Consider the following 15,644-nt stretch of genomic DNA (forward strand, 5'->3'; position numbering starts at 1 on the left):
TGTGTTCCTTAAATTCAAAAATATGCAAAAAAAGTGGGACGATAATCAGCTTTTCTTCTGATTATTGTCCCACTCTCGTTTTTTTGTACGATATTTTGTTTCATAAACCTAAACATGCGCGATACGTTTTTTTGTTAAATGTTCAAATATAAGCCCCAGTCTGTCATTGTTAATGCGAGCAACCTTAGTTAGTAGAAAAGGTAAAAAATTCGACAATGGATTTCGAAGAGTTTGCGTATCTTATTAGTAGATCGGCTAAACTCCCATTAAATCGCTGGATTTCTTCTTTTTGGTGAGAGCGGGGAAACAAACAAACCGTTTTTTCATTTGCTAAGAGATAATCACCATCGATCGTGCGAGCAACCAAGTGCAAGGATGAAAGGAGATTCGCAACATCCGCTTCATCCAGTGAGGTATAATCGATTGTTCGCAGAATACTAGCTTTGAAATGTTGGTAAGAAGGGAAAAACACAAGTTCTTCATAATCGAACAGCTCGTTTTCTTCCAGCCATGCGAGTGTTTCTTCTAATGTACGATGTTGCTTCAATTGTTCAAACAATCGTTTCACCTACTTTTTATTTGGTATCAATACCGTAAAATCAATCGTTGGATTATTGCCTGTTCCTTTTGCCTCTAACTCGACACTTTCAGGGATGAGTTCATCGCCAACATAATGTGGAGTAACACGATAGCGTACAGTTTCACCATGATTCAACGCCTTACGGATTTTTAGTTCATAGTAGTTCATGTAAGGATCGTTGACTGGAAATTGAAACAAAGTAACTAGATTTCTTTCATCATCGCCACTACCACCGAACTGTTTAGCAATTAGATGTCCGCGAGAATGATCATATCTGGGTCCAGAAATAAATCCAGGAGGACGGATGTCACGGTTTGCGCTGGTTCCTGTATTGATCATTGATTTTTCCAATAAGGCATCCGCACCAGTGGGACGTCCTAATCGATCAAGCTCATGATACTCGATCCATCCTTTGTTTGTTGAGAGTTCGGCCAAATCAAAGGAAGCTGTTCCTAATTCTTGTGGCCCAGGATTGTTTCCAGTCGGTGCTAAGTCTTCTTCTTGTGGTAAGCCGTTGTTTCTTGGTTCAGATGAGTCAGGTATACTACTTGTGATAGTAGCTTCACTTTTGCTTGTACTTTCGACTGGTTTATCAGAAGATTCCATACTATATGTACGCATGTTTGATCGTTGGTCAGTAGAAACTTCCGGTTCACTATCGATTGAAGCAGTATAACTAGATTCACTGTAATCCCTTGAGATCGGTTGTTCTACATTCACTAGATCCATTCCGATAAAGCCAATTGCGCCAAAAACAACTATAGAGATCAATGTACCCCATAGTTTTTTTAAATTTTTCATTCGTTCACCTCCTTTGTTAGTATAATCCAAAACCAAGCGGACTAAAAGTGAAAACTTTATCCAAAGTAGGTTAATTATATAGGTTAGTATGATATGATAATCTTGTACACAAAGGAGGCGAATGAGATGATAGGAGGAATCGCAATCATCACGATTTACTGGTACGTTTTACTCATATGCGCTGGGGTTGCAGTGTTACTTGTTATTTTTGGAGATGTCTTTGATTTCGATGGACCTATTGATCCGATGCTGATCGTTCCCTGGTTGACTTTTACCAGTTTATTAGGTTATTTAGGTGAATCCTTGACCGACCAGTCCTCGTTAGTGATTTTCGTGATCAGCGCGATTATTGCAACCGTTTTAGTTTTTTTGTTGAATTTTTATATCTTGATGCCGATGAAGCACGCAGAATCGACGCTATCAACTTCTGAAAAAACATTAGAAGGTCAAATCGCGACAGTCGTGACCCCGATACCGATCCAAGGAATGGGAGAAATCCAATTAAAAAGTGTTACTGGTTCAATCAGTCGCCCTGCTTGTTTTTATACGCCCCAAGAGAAAATGATCGGACGTGGCGAAAAGGTTTTGATCATTGAAGTAAGAGACCGTGTTTGTTATGTTACACCGTACGAAAGTATGTTGAAAATGTAAAGGAGTGGAAGAAATGGAAATATCTGGAGTGTTTGTTGCAATTGTTTTAGCAGTGTTGATCGTTTTAATGTTATTGATCGTCTTTGTTGCTAAGTACCAAACGGCAAAACCTGACGAAGCATTGATCATTAGTGGTAGTTACTTAGGAAGTAAAAATGTCCATGCCGACGAGAGTAACAATAAAATCAAAATCGTCCGCGGTGGAGGTGCATTCGTACTACCAGTTTTCCAACGTTCGAATCGTATCAGTTTATTATCAAGTAAATTAGACGTATCTACCCCAGAAGTTTATACAGAGCAGGGCGTGCCGGTGATGTGTGATGGTACTTCGATCATCAAGATCGGTTCTTCTGTCGAAGAAATTGCGACAGCAGCGGAACAATTTCTAGGAAAAACGCGAGAAGAACTTGAAAATGAAGCACGTGAAGTATTAGAAGGTCACTTGCGGTCGATCCTAGGTTCGATGACAGTAGAAGAAATTTACCAGAATCGTGACAAATTCAGCCAAAGTGTGCAAGAAGTTGCTTCGGTGGATCTAGCAAAAATGGGATTGATCATTGTTTCGTTCACGATCAAAGAAGTCCGTGATAAAAATGGTTATTTGGATTCTTTAGGGAAACCACGGATTGCTCAAGTCAAACGTGATGCAGATATTGCAGAAGCAGAAGCACTTAAAGAAACGCGTATCAAAAAAGCGGAAGCAGAGAAAGAATCTCAAGCCGCAGAATTACAACGCCAAACAGAGATCGCCGAATCTTTAAAAGAAAAAGAATTGAAATTAGCTGCCTATAAACAGGAACAAGATGTGGCACGAGCAAAAGCTGACCAAGCGTATAATTTAGAAAGTGCCAGAGAACAACAACAAGTAATCGAACAAGAGATGCAAGTAAAAGTCGTCGAACGTCAAAAACAAATCGAATTAGAAGAAAAAGAAATCATTCGTCGTGAAAAACAATACGATTCTGAAGTGAAGAAAAAAGCCGATGCGGATCGTTACGCCAAAGAACAAGAAGCCCAAGCGCAAAAAGTCAAAGAAGTGACTGAGGCAGAAGCAGAACAATTTAGAATCGAAGCCTTAGCCCAAGCCCAAGCCAACCAAACTCGTTTAGCTGGACAAGCCGAGGCAGAAGCCACCTTAGCAAAAGGGAAAGCGGAAGCAGAAGCAAAACAAAAAATTGCAGATGCGTTCAAAGAATACGGAGAAGCCGCTGTGCTTAGCATGGTGATCGAAATGTTGCCTCAACTGATGCGTGAAGCGGCACAACCGCTAGGCAATATCGAAAAAATCTCTGTTGTTGACACAGGTAATTCCTCAGGTGAGGCAGGTGGCGCCAATCGAGTGACAAGCTATGCGACAAACTTGTTGTCGACGACACAAGAAACGTTGAAAGAAACAACTGGATTGGACATCAAAGATATCATTGAGAATCTTTCCACTCGTGGAAATTCTAGACAATTGAATGTCTACGAAGGAACAAATGAACCGAAAGAATAACTTAAGAAAGACTCAAAGGATCATGTCCTTTGAGTCTTTTATTGGTTCTCTATTTATTTTCATTTTGCTCACGGATCTGTGCCTTTACTTCTTCCAGATTTTCAAGTAAAGCCTGCTCTTTTTTTCTTAATTCTTCTAAGTCCTCGACAATCTCTTCTTTTTTTTCAACTTCTGGCGGACGCAAGCAAAAATTGATACCGATAGCAATAAATGTCCCGATAAATGTATCGAAAACCCGCTCAATCGCATAGAAGGCTGACTCTCCTTGAGGGATACTTAAAGAGATCAGCAATAATGTTGCAATAGCAGCTATGATCCCAGAATTATTATTGATACCGTCAGATAAGACAATCACAATGATCACTAAAAGTGGGAGAACGATCAGTTCAACTAAAAAATCATTGTGGAAGTAACTTTTTACAAAAAAATAGAAAATACCTAATCCGCCACCAAGTAGATTGCCAATAATACGCGAGCGACCAAAAGAAAAGGTCGTAGTCAAATCTTGGCGCAAGGAAAAAACAGCAGATAGGGCAGCAATCATTGGAATGCCACGATCAAAGAGATGAAAGATCAAAATACATAAGAAAACGGCTAAAGCACTCTTCATTGTACGCATACCAAGTCGAAAGCGTCCAAATTGCATAGTATACTCTCCTTTACGTTCTTTACAATATCATAACTAAACTTACCATGGATTGCTAGTTTTTCATGAACGAATTTAGTATAATTCAATAAAAAGAAAGGAGCCGATCATGCGTATTGGAATGAGAACGGTAAAAACGGTCATCAGTGTATTTGCTTCCATGTTGGTTGCAAACTACTTTTCCTTATTGTTCTGGCCATCTGCCGGTATTATTGCGTTGTTAAGTGTCGGGAATACTCGTCGTTCCACCTTGATGACTGGGATCTATCGAATCGCTGCATTTATTGTCGCTACACTTATTGCCTTTATGTGTTTTACACTTTTGGGCTATCGAATCATCAGTTTCAGTATCTTTCTATTATTTTTTATTCCAATCGCCGTGCGGTTCAAATTGACAGAAGGAATCGTTGTAAACTCAGTCTTGATCACTCATTATCTTAGTGAACAAAGTATGAGTTGGCAATTGATCACAAACGAAGCAGCCTTGATGATCATTGGTGTAGGCTTTGCTTTGTTATCTAATGTCTACATGCCAGATAGTAAAAAACGTTTAAAGGAAAATCAAGTGATCATCGAAGAGCGGTTTCGTCTTCTTTTGAAGAACATGGCAGACTTTTTGCTTTCTGGCGAAGCCTACGAAAATCAAGGGTTATGCAAAGAATTACAAGTTTATATTCGAGAAAGCCAGGCATATGCACGGAATCACCAAGAGAATAACTTGCTTAGACAAAATCAATATTATGAAACCTATTTTTCTATGCGACGGGCTCAGATCAATGTGATCCAAGATATGCAAGAAAATTTAGCTTATATCCAGGACCCAGTGCCTTATAGCGACCATATTTACGGCTTGTTGATCTATACAGCTGAGACATTTTCTGAATCAAATGATGGCAAAGAAATATTGACACGGATCGAAGAGGTCTATGGGATGTATCGTCAAATGCCATTGCCGACTACCCGAAGTGAATTTGAAGATCGTGCGGAATTATTTCAGTTTTTACAGTCATTCAAAAGCTTTATTGAAATAAAAGTAGAATTTTCTCAGCAGATGATAGTGGATGCGTAAAGGTGAATAAATAAGACGAAGCGATGAGGTAACCATCCTCTGCTTCGTCTTATTCTTATTCTGTTTATCTGTTACTCTTCCAATGCTCTTGCATATCATCTAAAAGTGCAATCACTTCAGTGGTTAAATACAGGGAACGGTTTGGCAGTTCTCCTTCGATCATTTTTACCATATTTTCAATTTCATAATTCATTGCTTGCGCACGATGGCCACTTTCAATCAGTTCTTTTGTACCATCAGTATAAATGATCTCTGCTTGGTCAGCTCTAGGATAATCATTGATTGAGATATACCCATTTTCAAAAGCAACGATTCCGACTTTTGGCATTTTTGCTTGGAAGGTCAGGCTGATCGTAGCTAGTTCATTTTCTTTATTTTGCAAGATCGTTACAGATTGTTCATCAACACCTGTTTTAAATGGAATCATACGAGAGGCGATGACTTCCGGTTGTGAGCTCAAAAAGAATCGAGCAAATGAAACAGCATAGGTTCCAATATCAAGTAATGCCCCACCTGCTAAATCAGGGTTGAAGAAGCGATTGGTCGGATCAGGTTCTTTGTAACTGCCAAAAGGTGCTTGGATCATCTTTAATGCACCTAACTTACCTGAATCGATCATTGAACGAAGTTGATGATACAAAGGCATGTTGAAAATCGTCATCGCTTCTGCCAAGATCAGCTCTTTTTGTTCCGCTAATTGGATGGCTTGTTGAAGTTCTGCCTTATTCATCGTGATGGCTTTTTCGCATAAGACATGTTTCCCAGCTTCCAAGGCAGGAAGAATGTAGTCGATATGTTGACGATTCGGAACGGCGATATACACGATATCAACTTCAGCATCTTGCAACATATCATGATAATCGCCATACGCTTTTTTGATAGAATGGCGCGTAGCAAAATCCTGTGCTTTTTCCAAAGTTCGTGATGCAACAGCAACCAATTCACTTGATGTTTGATCGAAGTTTTCTGCAAATTCGTTAGCAATCGATCCTAGACCGACAATGCCCCATTGGTATTTTTTCATTTTTCATCTCTCCTTGACGTGATATATTTAATATAAGGGTATTTAGTTGAATACTCTTGGTTTCGCTATTATTATATCAAAAAAAGGACATCCAATCGTTCTGAAGAATTGCTTTCTAAAAAAAGGTGAAAGAAATGTTCTAATAGATGATTTTTTAACTTAACTTAAGTAGAATAAGAAGGAGGAGGAGATTGCGATGCATCAAGTATACGTTGATCTTATTATGAGTGTTTTACTCGAACAATTTGAAACAGAAGAAAATTTCTTAGATACTTATCTATTGGTGGATGAAACAACTTGGCAAGCTTGGAAGCGTGGTGAACAAAACTTACCATCCGAGGCCATGCAAAAAGTGAAAAATCTTTTTACGGACTATGAATGGATGTTGACGCAAAAAATTCTACGTCAAACCATTATTTTCCCTGAAAAAAGAAACGTTGCAGTAGCCGAATATAAGCAAATCAAAACACGTATTGCTCAGAAATGGGTAAGTAGTGGCAGTGCGAATGTAGAGTTGCTCCCTTTAAAAAATGATCAAATTGTCAATGGATATCTTGACTTGAAAGTCAGTATTCAATATGATGAGTGGGGTTATGATGACATTTTGAACTTTCGATTACCAGCAGAAGTTCAAAAGCAAATCGAAGGGGAGAAAATCGAGTTGTTAGATTGGGTAAATGAAAGTCTGGAAGAAACTTACGTTAGTGAGAAAGTGGAACCAGAAAGGGAATGAAAGGATTTTTTACGTGAATAAAATTTTAGGCGTTATCTCAGTCGTGATCATGATTGTTGCGATGGGCTATCTGGTTGTTAGTGAGAGTCGGACGGATACGAAAGCTCAAGCTGATAATTCAAAGACAGAACAAACAAACACGACGAGTGCGACAGAAGAAAGTACAGAAAAAGCAACAAAAAAACCAACCTCTAGTGATTTGCCAGATGTTAAGTTGGATGATTGGTCGCTGGTATTGGTAGGACCTGATCACAAAATCGAGACAGAAATCGATGAAGCTAACCAATTGGCTGCGCTAGATAATGGCTATTTGATCGACAAACGTATTAAGGCTGATTATGAAGAACTGGCTAACGCAGCTAAAGCTGCGGGCTTTCCTTTAGTTATGGTATCGGCTTACCGCTCCGTTGCGACACAACAAGAGGTGTTCGCTCAAAATGTCCAACAGGTGATGAGTAGTCAGGGAGTCACTGAAGAAGAGGCGACCGCGATTACGAAAAAAACTATGACAGAACCGGGTTACAGTGAACACCATACAGGTTTAGCTGTGGATGTGGTCGATGAAACATGGTATAACAATTATCCCAATACTGTATTGGATGAAAAATATGGTGACGAACCAGGTGCGAAATGGCTTGCGGACAATGCCTCTAAATATGGCTTTATTATCCGTTACCCAAAAGGTCGAGAAGATATTACAAAAATCACTTATGAACCTTGGCACTTACGTTATGTAGGCAAAGAAAGTGCAGAATATATCACATCAAACGATTTAACGATGGAGGAGTACTTGGACCAACTAAAAGAAAAGTAGGAATAAGAGATGGCAAAAAATAAATGGAAAAAACAAAGGCGTAAAAATAATCGCTGGTTTGCTGTAGTTTTAGGGAGTATGTTGATCATGATGGCTTTTGTTTTTTCTTTGAGAAGTTTGTCATCGCCCTACTCTACGGAAGCACAGCAACAAGAAACACTGACTCATCAAGAATTTATCAACGCATTAGTTCCACATGCGAAAGAACTACAACAAGGCTATGGCGTTTTGCCAAGTATCATTATTGGGCAAGCCATCCTTGAATCTGATTGGGGCAATAGTACGCTTGCCAGTAAATATAAGAACTTGTTTGGAATCAAAGCGTTCGGGAACGAAGAAAAAGTCAATCTGGAAACAAAAGAATATATCAATGAAGAATGGATCACCATCCAAGGAGACTTTCGAGTCTATTCTTCGTGGGAACAATCAATGGATGACCACACGGCTTTATTTGTCAATGGTGTCGATTGGAATCCTGCATTGTATGCGAATGTGATCACTGCGACCAATTATATTGAAGCAGCTCATGCGTTACAGGCGGCAGGATATGCGACAGATCCGACATATGCTGATAAAATCATACATGTGATTGAAACTTACCAGTTAAATCAATACGATCAATAATCAGAAAAGAACGGAAGTGGACGGATGGCAGATTTATTTGTTCCAGAAATAATGACAGAATTACGTAAGGATATCGTGAGAGTCCCAGAGGTCATTATGGAAGCAAGTGGTATTAAAATTTTTGGCAAGTTGATACGTTCGATTATCTTCACCACGGATATTGCGATCATCAGAAACACCAATGCAAATGCGGTGATCGCAGTTTATCCTTTTACACCCCATCCGGCAATTACGAAAAGCATCATTGAAGCAGCGGATATCCCTGTGTTTTCAGGTGTCGGCGGTGGCTTGACACAAGGGATGCGTTCGGCATATATGAGCCTTTTTGCAGAAGCACAAGGATCATTAGGCGTAGTCTTGAATGGTCCAACACCAGTAGAGACTGTCCATGATGTCTGTCAAGTGGTTGATATACCGGTAATCAGTACAGTCACGTCTAAATACTCGGAAATCGACGAGAAATTGGCAGCAGGCATTACGATCATCAATATCAGTGCGGGAAAAGATACAGCAGATACTGTTCGCTTTTTCCGAGCAAAGTACCCAGAATTACCGATTATTGCGACTGGAGGTCCCACGGAAGAAAGCATCAAAGAAACGATTGAAGCTGGCGCCAATGCGATCACCTACACACCACCTAGTAGCGGAGAGTTATTCAGCCGCAAAATGGACAAGTATCGAAAAATCGAGAAAACAAATTGAGTAACAAACGAAAATAAATATCATTCAACCAACCATAGATAATAGTTACCGATACAATCTTGGCTTTAGCAACCTTTTCCTTTATGGGATAGGTTGCTTTATTTCATAAATACTATTTTGTTTGCTAGGATGAAACTATGAGGTTTATCAAGAATAATCCAAAGATAAATCCTTCATGAGAAAAACAAGAAATATAGTTGTAAGTTTCAGAAACAAGTGTTAGACTGTTTTCATCGTTTAAAAAAATAAACTATTTTATTTCTAAAAATATCATTTATCAATCGAATATCGAACAACTATCAATCGAATATCGAACAACTTATATATCGTCATAATAAGGATGACAGTTTCTAGCCAGCACCGTAAATGTTGGACTATAAGTGAAAAAGTAGTGAGACATCTTTTTTGCTTATACATGAGCAGTAGAGATGTTTTTTTCTATGTTGAGTGGCATGAATTTAGCAAGAAAAGGAGTAAATAAAGTGAGAGAATTAGTTGAACGTATCAATAAAGATGGACAAGTCTTGGGTGAAGGCGTGTTGAAAGTAGATAGTTTTGTTACCCATCAGGTAGATCCAGTTTTGATGGAACAAATGGGCCAACGTTTTGCGGAAGTATTTAAAGAACAAGGAATCACTAAAGTGGTGACGATTGAAGCTTCTGGCATCGCCCCCGCTTTATTTGCGGCCAAAGAGCTCGGTGTACCGATGATCTTTGCAAGGAAAGCCAAAAGTTTGACGATGGATGAAGAATTATTGACGGCATCCGTTTATTCATTTACAAAACAAGTAACAAGCACGATATCGATTTCTCGTAAATTCTTGTCTTCTGAAGATAAAGTACTGATTATTGATGACTTTTTAGCCAATGGTCAAGCAGCAAAAGGGTTGATCGAATTGTGTCAACAAGCAGGTGCGAGTGTTGAGGGAATCGGGATCGTCATTGAAAAATCCTTCCAAGACGGTCGTCAACTTCTTGAAGAAATGGGCTTAAAAGTGGTCTCACTTGCCCGCGTTGCATCACTTTCTGATGGTCAAGTAGATTTTCTTGAGGAGGATGCGTAAGCGTGGAGAAAGAAACACAAAATGGAAAAGCAGCTGTCTTAGGGTTACAGCATTTATTAGCGATGTATGCGGGAGCAGTCGCTGTACCGTTATTGATCGGTACGGGGTTAGGATTTAATCAAGAACAAATGACTTATCTGATCTCAATCGATATTTTCATGTGTGGATTAGCAACGCTCTTGCAGTTGACTGTCAACCGGTTTTTCGGGATCGGTTTACCAGTTGTTTTAGGTTGTGCGATCCAAGCAGTTGCCCCGTTGATTTTGATTGGTAGTACAGAAGGTGTCGGTGCAATCTATGGCTCGATTATCGCATCAGGGATTTTTGTTGTGCTAGTTGCTGGTTTCTTTTCAAAGATCAAAAAGCTATTTCCACCGATTGTTACTGGAACAGTGATCACAGTGATTGGCTTGACGTTGATTCCAGTAGCTATCGAAAAAATGGGTGGTGGCAGTGCAACTGCTCCAGGCTTTGGTGATTTGACGAATTTACTATTAGCGTTTGTCACGATCCTACTGATCGTTGGTGTGCAATTATTAGGCAAAGGGTTCATTCGATCGATTGCGGTATTGATCGGTTTGATCGGTGGAAGTATCTTAGCTGCCTTTTTAGGTAGAATCGATCTAGGAGCAATTGGACAAGCCCCTGTTTTTCACGTGCCGCAACCTTTTTACTTTGGAAAACCGACATTTGAAATCTGGTCGATCTTATTGATGATCATCATTTCGATGGTAAGTATGGTAGAATCAACAGGCGTCTATTTTGCCTTAGGAGATATCACTGGAAAAAAAGTTGGAGAAGAGCAGCTGAAAAAAGGCTATCGAGCAGAGGGGTTAGCCGTCATCTTAGGTGGTATTTTTAATACATTTCCTTATACAGGCTTTTCACAAAATGTCGGATTGGTACAACTTTCAGGAATCAAAACAAGAAAACCAATTTACTTTTCCGCTTTCTTTTTGATCATCTTGGGTTTATTCCCTAAAATCGGTGCAGTGGCTCAAATCATACCTGAACCAGTCCTTGGTGGCGGGATGTTGGTCATGTTTGGAATGGTGGCGATCCAAGGAATCCGGATGTTGTTAGAAGTAGATTTTACAAATGACAAAAATTTATTGATTGCTGCAGTGTCGATTGGTTTTGGTTTAGGCTTCAATCTGATGCCCGAATTATTCAGCCAGTTACCTGAAACAGTTCAAATGTTCACAGGAAACGGGATCGTTATGAGCAGTATCACAGCAATTGTTTTAAACTTAGTTTTTAACGGACTAAAACAAGACGAGAGAATCATTAAAGAAGCATTGAAGTAATAATATAGATCACTTCTATAAATCATAGCTAGTAACTTAATAGGGTAGAGACTTTTTTAGCTTACAGAAATAAGGCACCATCCACGAAATTTGTTTTTCAAATTTTTGTGGATGGTGCCTTATTTTCGAAAAGATTACTTTTGTTCCTGCCTTTTGTTTGGTTTTAGGTGGTGCGAGAAGACGAATGACCCAGACGAATTTTTTATTTGTAGCATAGTCATGAACAGATTCTCCCTACTTTTGGATACATGAAGAAAAAGTGTGATATCCTTAAAAAAAAACAAATGATTTGAATCAGAAAAACTTGATTTCAACAAGCAAAAGTCAATTTGTTAAAGACGAACAATAAGCCTTTTTATCTATTTTTCATTCGAATTTATCTTGATTTACAGAGGGGCGATTGATAAAATATAAGTGAATACGAATCGAGAGGAGAAACGAATGGCTGCAAAAATTTCTGTAATAATGGGGAGTATCTCGGATTGGGAAACAATGAAACATGCGTGTGAGATCATTGAAGAATTTGGCGTTTCTTTTGAAAAGAAAGTAGTTTCAGCACATCGAACACCAGATTTGATGTTTTCATATGCAGAAGAAGCTCGAGAAAAAGGTATAAAAGTGATTATTGCAGGTGCGGGAGGAGCAGCTCATTTACCAGGGATGGTTGCTGCAAAGACGACATTACCGGTTATTGGTGTTCCTGTTCAAAGCCGAACATTAAACGGATTGGATTCTTTGCTATCCATTGTCCAAATGCCAGGCGGCGTGCCTGTGGCGACGACAGCGATTGGAAAAGCAGGCGCAATTAATGCTGGTCTACTTGCGATACAGATGCTTTCAATGTATGATTTAGAGTTGGAGGCTGCATTAGCGAAACGACGCGCAATGTCGGTTGAATCTGTAATAGAAAGTAGTGATCAACTTGGTTAAACCATTATTACCAGGCTCGACGATCGGAATCGTCGGTGGTGGACAGTTAGGTCGCATGATGGCGATCAGTGCAAAAGAAATGGGCTTCAAAGTCGGTGTACTTGATCCGATGAATGATTGCCCGGCTGCTCAAGTAGCGGACTGGCACATTGAAAGTTCCTACGATGATACGTTTGCTTTAGAAGAACTTGCAAGACGAACTGAGGTCATCACCTACGAATTTGAGAATGTGAGTGTGGAAGCACTGAATGCGATTTTGCCGATGTCATTTATTCCTCAAGGAACAGATTTATTGGCAATCACGCAAGATCGTCTACTAGAGAAATCATTTTTAGAAACAAATAACATCGTGATCGCTCCACATGCAACGATCGTCAGTCCTACAGATATCCAAGATGCAATCGATGGTATCGGTTATCCTTGTGTCTTGAAAACAACTCGAGGCGGGTATGACGGTAAGGGGCAATATGTACTGAAGAGTCGAGCAGACTTAGCTCCTGCGATGGATCTTTTAAGAGAAGGAACTTGCGTATTAGAAGCTTGGATCCCATTTGAAAAAGAACTATCGATCATGGTCGCAGGCAATGGGCAAGGGCAATATACGACATTCCCAGTTGTTGAAAATATCCACCGTAATAATATTCTCCATGAAACGATTGCGCCAGCAACTGTTTCAGCGGATGTGATCGAAGAGGCAGATAGAATTGCTAAAGTGATTGCTGAAGCAGTGAGTTTGTCCGGTGTACTGGGCGTCGAAATGTTCTTGACGAAGACTGGTGGATTGTATGTGAATGAATTGGCACCACGTCCACACAATTCAGGCCATTACACCTTAGAAGCATGCGGAATGACACAATTTGATGCGCATATCCGTGGGATTTGCGGTTGGCCTTTACCTAAAAAAGTCCCATTGTTAAGTGATGCAGTCATGGTCAACGTTTTAGGTGAACAACTATTAGAAAGTTACAATCTGATTGCGAAAAAACAAGATTGGAAATTTCATTTCTATGGCAAGAAACAAGCGAAAAAAGGTCGTAAGATGGGACACATCACGATTTTGACAGAAGATATCGAGTCGACAGTGAAAGAAATCGAAAAAACGAATATTTGGGATTAAAGGAGAATAGTTGATGTTAGAACGTTATACACGACCTGAAATGGGCAATATTTGGACAGAGCAAAATAAATATCAAGCATGGTTAGAAGTTGAAATACTTGCTGATGAAGCTTGGGCAGAATTAGGAGAAATACCTAAAGAAGATGTAGTGAAAATCCGTGAACACGCGTCTTTTGATATCGCTCGTATTTTAGAGATCGAGCAAGCGACACGCCACGATGTCGTTGCTTTTACTCGAGCAGTTTCGGAAACACTTGGCGACGAAAGTAAATGGGTCCATTATGGATTAACAAGTACAGATGTGGTTGATACAGCTTATGGTTACCAAATCAAACAAGCAAATGACATTTTGCGCGAAGATTTGAAACGTTTCACAGCGATCATTGGTGAAAAAGCCAAAGAGCATAAGTATACAGTCATGATGGGACGCACGCATGGTGTGCATGCTGAGCCAACGACTTTCGGCCTAAAATTAGCTACTTGGTATTCTGAGATGAAACGAAACATCGAACGTTTTGAACATGCAGCAAAAGGCGTAGAAGCAGGAAAAATCTCCGGTGCTGTTGGTACGTTTGCGAATATCCCTCCGTTCATTGAAGAATACGTGTGTGAAAAATTAGGCATCCGTCCGCAAGAAGTATCCACGCAAGTCTTACCACGTGATCTACATGCCGAATATTTTGCGACGATGTCATTGATTGCGACCAGTATCGAACGCTTTGCGACTGAGATTCGTGGACTTCAAAAATCTGAAACACGAGAAGTCGAAGAATTTTTTGCCAAAGGACAAAAAGGCTCATCTGCTATGCCACATAAACGTAATCCGATCGGTTCAGAAAATATGGCTGGCTTAGCGCGAGTGATCCGTGGTCATATGATTACCGCTTATGAAAATGTTTCATTATGGCACGAAAGAGATATCTCCCATTCTTCTGCAGAACGGATCATTCTGCCTGATACAACGATCCTACTTGATTACATGTTGAACCGCTTCGGCAATATCGTTAAAAATCTAACGGTATTCCCAGAAAACATGAAACGTAACATGGATGCGACATTTGGCTTGATCTATAGCCAACGTGTTATGTTGAAATTGATCGATAAAGGGATGACAAGAGAAGAAGCCTATGATCTTGTTCAACCTAAGACAGCGTATGCTTGGGATAACCAAGTGTCCTTCCGTCCGTTACTTGAAGAAGACGAAGCGATCACTTCTGTTTTGACACCAGAAGAAATCGCTGAAGCATTTGATTACAACCACCATATGAAAAATGTGGATGTCATTTTTGAACGTGTCGGTTTAGCATAAACTACTCAGCAAGAATGTAGGTTAACAATGTTTCACGATTGATCGAGGAAAAAGACGAACAATCACTAGCTAGAACTATTTTTTTTTAATGAAAGAAAAAAAGAACATCCTTCAGACTAACTTCTGAGGGATGTTCTTTTTGGTTTAAGCATAAGCCATTTGATGCCCCAAATTGAAATGTTGGGAATGTAGAAGATTCAATAATGTTTCAACAAATGTATAGCCAAATTCTTGTTGATCGAAGGTCACGAGCAAGCGGTAATGATGCTTGAATAGCTTTTGCTCATGGATTTGTTTGATCACTAGTTCATGGTTGTTTTGGGTTAAGTAATGGAATGTTCGTTTTCGACACTCCGATTGTCGTTTTGCTGCACGACGAAGTTTTCTAAATGTATAAAAACTTCGATCCTTCATACAGGCATCAACATCTTTGATAGCAAGCAGATCATTGTACAAGCGTGATTTTTCTTCAACAGATAAATCGAGTAAAAAGCGTTGGGCAGACATACTTGGATCTTCCATTTAGTTACCTCCTTGAAACCTCTAACTGTTTTCTTTAAATCTACTATATCACCAATTAATAAATGTGTAAACGCTTCTTAGCGAAGAACAACTTTTCTTAATAAAAGTACGAAATACGAACATTAAGTGTTTTTAATGGTTAAAATGTACACTTTTGTATTGATTTGATTCCTGACCCTTGGTAAAATTTAAAGTGAAAAGACGAACAAATAATGTGTGTTTGTAAAACAACGTTAATAAACAAGGAGTCGTAGAC

17 protein-coding genes and 1 riboswitch are annotated in these 15,644 nt (G+C 39.5%); of the genes, 12 read left to right on the plus strand and 5 right to left on the minus strand.

The annotated features are described in order from the left end of the window. Positions 1-184: 184 nt before the first annotated feature. Together I2F89_RS11600 and I2F89_RS11605 are read right to left on the minus strand one after the other, a co-directional pair. Entirely contained in the window at positions 185-559 is a 375-nt protein-coding gene (locus I2F89_RS11600) for a hypothetical protein (protein ID WP_071867150.1), read from the minus strand. Positions 560-568: 9 nt separating this feature from the next. Beyond that, positions 569-1,381 carry a DNA/RNA non-specific endonuclease gene (locus tag I2F89_RS11605; protein ID WP_086334574.1) on the minus strand — a complete coding sequence of 271 codons (813 nt, stop codon included), beginning with the start codon at positions 1,379-1,381 and terminating at the stop codon, positions 569-571. A gap of 126 nt (positions 1,382-1,507) precedes the next feature. Here I2F89_RS11605 and I2F89_RS11610 point away from each other — a divergent pair, with 126 nt between their 5' ends. Beyond that, the gene (locus tag I2F89_RS11610) at positions 1,508-2,032 is read left to right on the plus strand and encodes an NfeD family protein (protein ID WP_034690200.1); all 525 of its coding nucleotides are present in this window, start codon (positions 1,508-1,510) and stop codon (positions 2,030-2,032) included. 13 nt (positions 2,033-2,045) lie between these two features. Further along, positions 2,046-3,527, plus strand: coding sequence for a flotillin family protein (locus tag I2F89_RS11615; RefSeq protein ID WP_071867147.1), 1,482 nt, complete (start codon positions 2,046-2,048; stop codon positions 3,525-3,527). A gap of 49 nt (positions 3,528-3,576) precedes the next feature. Here the strand turns inward: I2F89_RS11615 and I2F89_RS11620 are convergent, their stop codons facing one another. Next, positions 3,577-4,173, minus strand: coding sequence for an FUSC family protein (locus I2F89_RS11620; protein ID WP_071867146.1), 597 nt, complete (start codon positions 4,171-4,173; stop codon positions 3,577-3,579). A 109-nt stretch (positions 4,174-4,282) separates the two neighbouring features. Between I2F89_RS11620 and I2F89_RS11625 the strand changes: the two genes are divergently transcribed. Beyond that, positions 4,283-5,242, plus strand: coding sequence for an aromatic acid exporter family protein (locus I2F89_RS11625; protein WP_115357529.1), 960 nt, complete (start codon positions 4,283-4,285; stop codon positions 5,240-5,242). Between the two features lie 64 nt (positions 5,243-5,306). Here the strand turns inward: I2F89_RS11625 and I2F89_RS11630 are convergent, their stop codons facing one another. Further along, complete coding sequence (locus tag I2F89_RS11630) at positions 5,307-6,266, minus strand: Gfo/Idh/MocA family protein (protein WP_071867144.1); 960 nt, start codon at positions 6,264-6,266, stop codon at positions 5,307-5,309. A 196-nt stretch (positions 6,267-6,462) separates the two neighbouring features. Here I2F89_RS11630 and I2F89_RS11635 point away from each other — a divergent pair, with 196 nt between their 5' ends. From I2F89_RS11635 to purB, 9 genes are all read left to right on the plus strand, one after another. Then, positions 6,463-6,999, plus strand: a complete 537-nt coding sequence (locus I2F89_RS11635; RefSeq protein WP_074799718.1) for a hypothetical protein — start codon at positions 6,463-6,465, stop codon at positions 6,997-6,999. 13 nt (positions 7,000-7,012) lie between these two features. Beyond that, the gene (locus I2F89_RS11640) at positions 7,013-7,813 is read left to right on the plus strand and encodes a M15 family metallopeptidase (protein ID WP_071867142.1); all 801 of its coding nucleotides are present in this window, start codon (positions 7,013-7,015) and stop codon (positions 7,811-7,813) included. 9 nt (positions 7,814-7,822) lie between these two features. Next, positions 7,823-8,437, plus strand: a complete 615-nt coding sequence (locus tag I2F89_RS11645; RefSeq protein ID WP_071867141.1) for a glycoside hydrolase family 73 protein — start codon at positions 7,823-7,825, stop codon at positions 8,435-8,437. Positions 8,438-8,461: 24 nt separating this feature from the next. Further along, positions 8,462-9,139, plus strand: coding sequence for a hydrolase (locus I2F89_RS11650; protein ID WP_071867140.1), 678 nt, complete (start codon positions 8,462-8,464; stop codon positions 9,137-9,139). 299 nt (positions 9,140-9,438) lie between these two features. Continuing rightward, positions 9,439-9,536: riboswitch (purine riboswitch) on the plus strand. Positions 9,537-9,621: 85 nt separating this feature from the next. Next, a complete protein-coding gene (locus I2F89_RS11655; protein ID WP_019723458.1) occupies positions 9,622-10,203 on the plus strand; it encodes a xanthine phosphoribosyltransferase in 582 nt (193 codons plus the stop codon). Between the two features lie 2 nt (positions 10,204-10,205). Next, positions 10,206-11,510: a nucleobase:cation symporter-2 family protein gene (locus I2F89_RS11660; RefSeq protein WP_019723457.1), complete on the plus strand. Its 1,305-nt coding sequence runs from the start codon at positions 10,206-10,208 to the stop codon at positions 11,508-11,510. A 441-nt stretch (positions 11,511-11,951) separates the two neighbouring features. After that, complete coding sequence (gene purE, locus I2F89_RS11665; protein WP_010735688.1) at positions 11,952-12,440, plus strand: 5-(carboxyamino)imidazole ribonucleotide mutase; 489 nt, start codon at positions 11,952-11,954, stop codon at positions 12,438-12,440. Then, positions 12,433-13,557, plus strand: coding sequence for a 5-(carboxyamino)imidazole ribonucleotide synthase (purK, locus tag I2F89_RS11670; RefSeq protein ID WP_195514383.1), 1,125 nt, complete (start codon positions 12,433-12,435; stop codon positions 13,555-13,557). The genes purE and purK overlap by 8 nt, the downstream gene beginning before the upstream one ends. 13 nt (positions 13,558-13,570) lie before the next feature. After that, positions 13,571-14,866 carry an adenylosuccinate lyase gene (gene purB, locus I2F89_RS11675; protein ID WP_074799714.1) on the plus strand — a complete coding sequence of 432 codons (1,296 nt, stop codon included), beginning with the start codon at positions 13,571-13,573 and terminating at the stop codon, positions 14,864-14,866. A 144-nt stretch (positions 14,867-15,010) separates the two neighbouring features. On the opposite strand, the gene I2F89_RS11680 is transcribed toward purB, so the two are convergent. Then, entirely contained in the window at positions 15,011-15,388 is a 378-nt protein-coding gene (locus tag I2F89_RS11680) for a hypothetical protein (RefSeq protein WP_071867138.1), read from the minus strand. Between the last annotated feature and the right edge of the window lie 256 nt (positions 15,389-15,644).

Source organism: Enterococcus sp. 1001283B150225_161107_E12 (assembly GCF_015556925.1).
GTDB lineage: Bacteria > Bacillota > Bacilli > Lactobacillales > Enterococcaceae > Enterococcus_B > Enterococcus_B mundtii.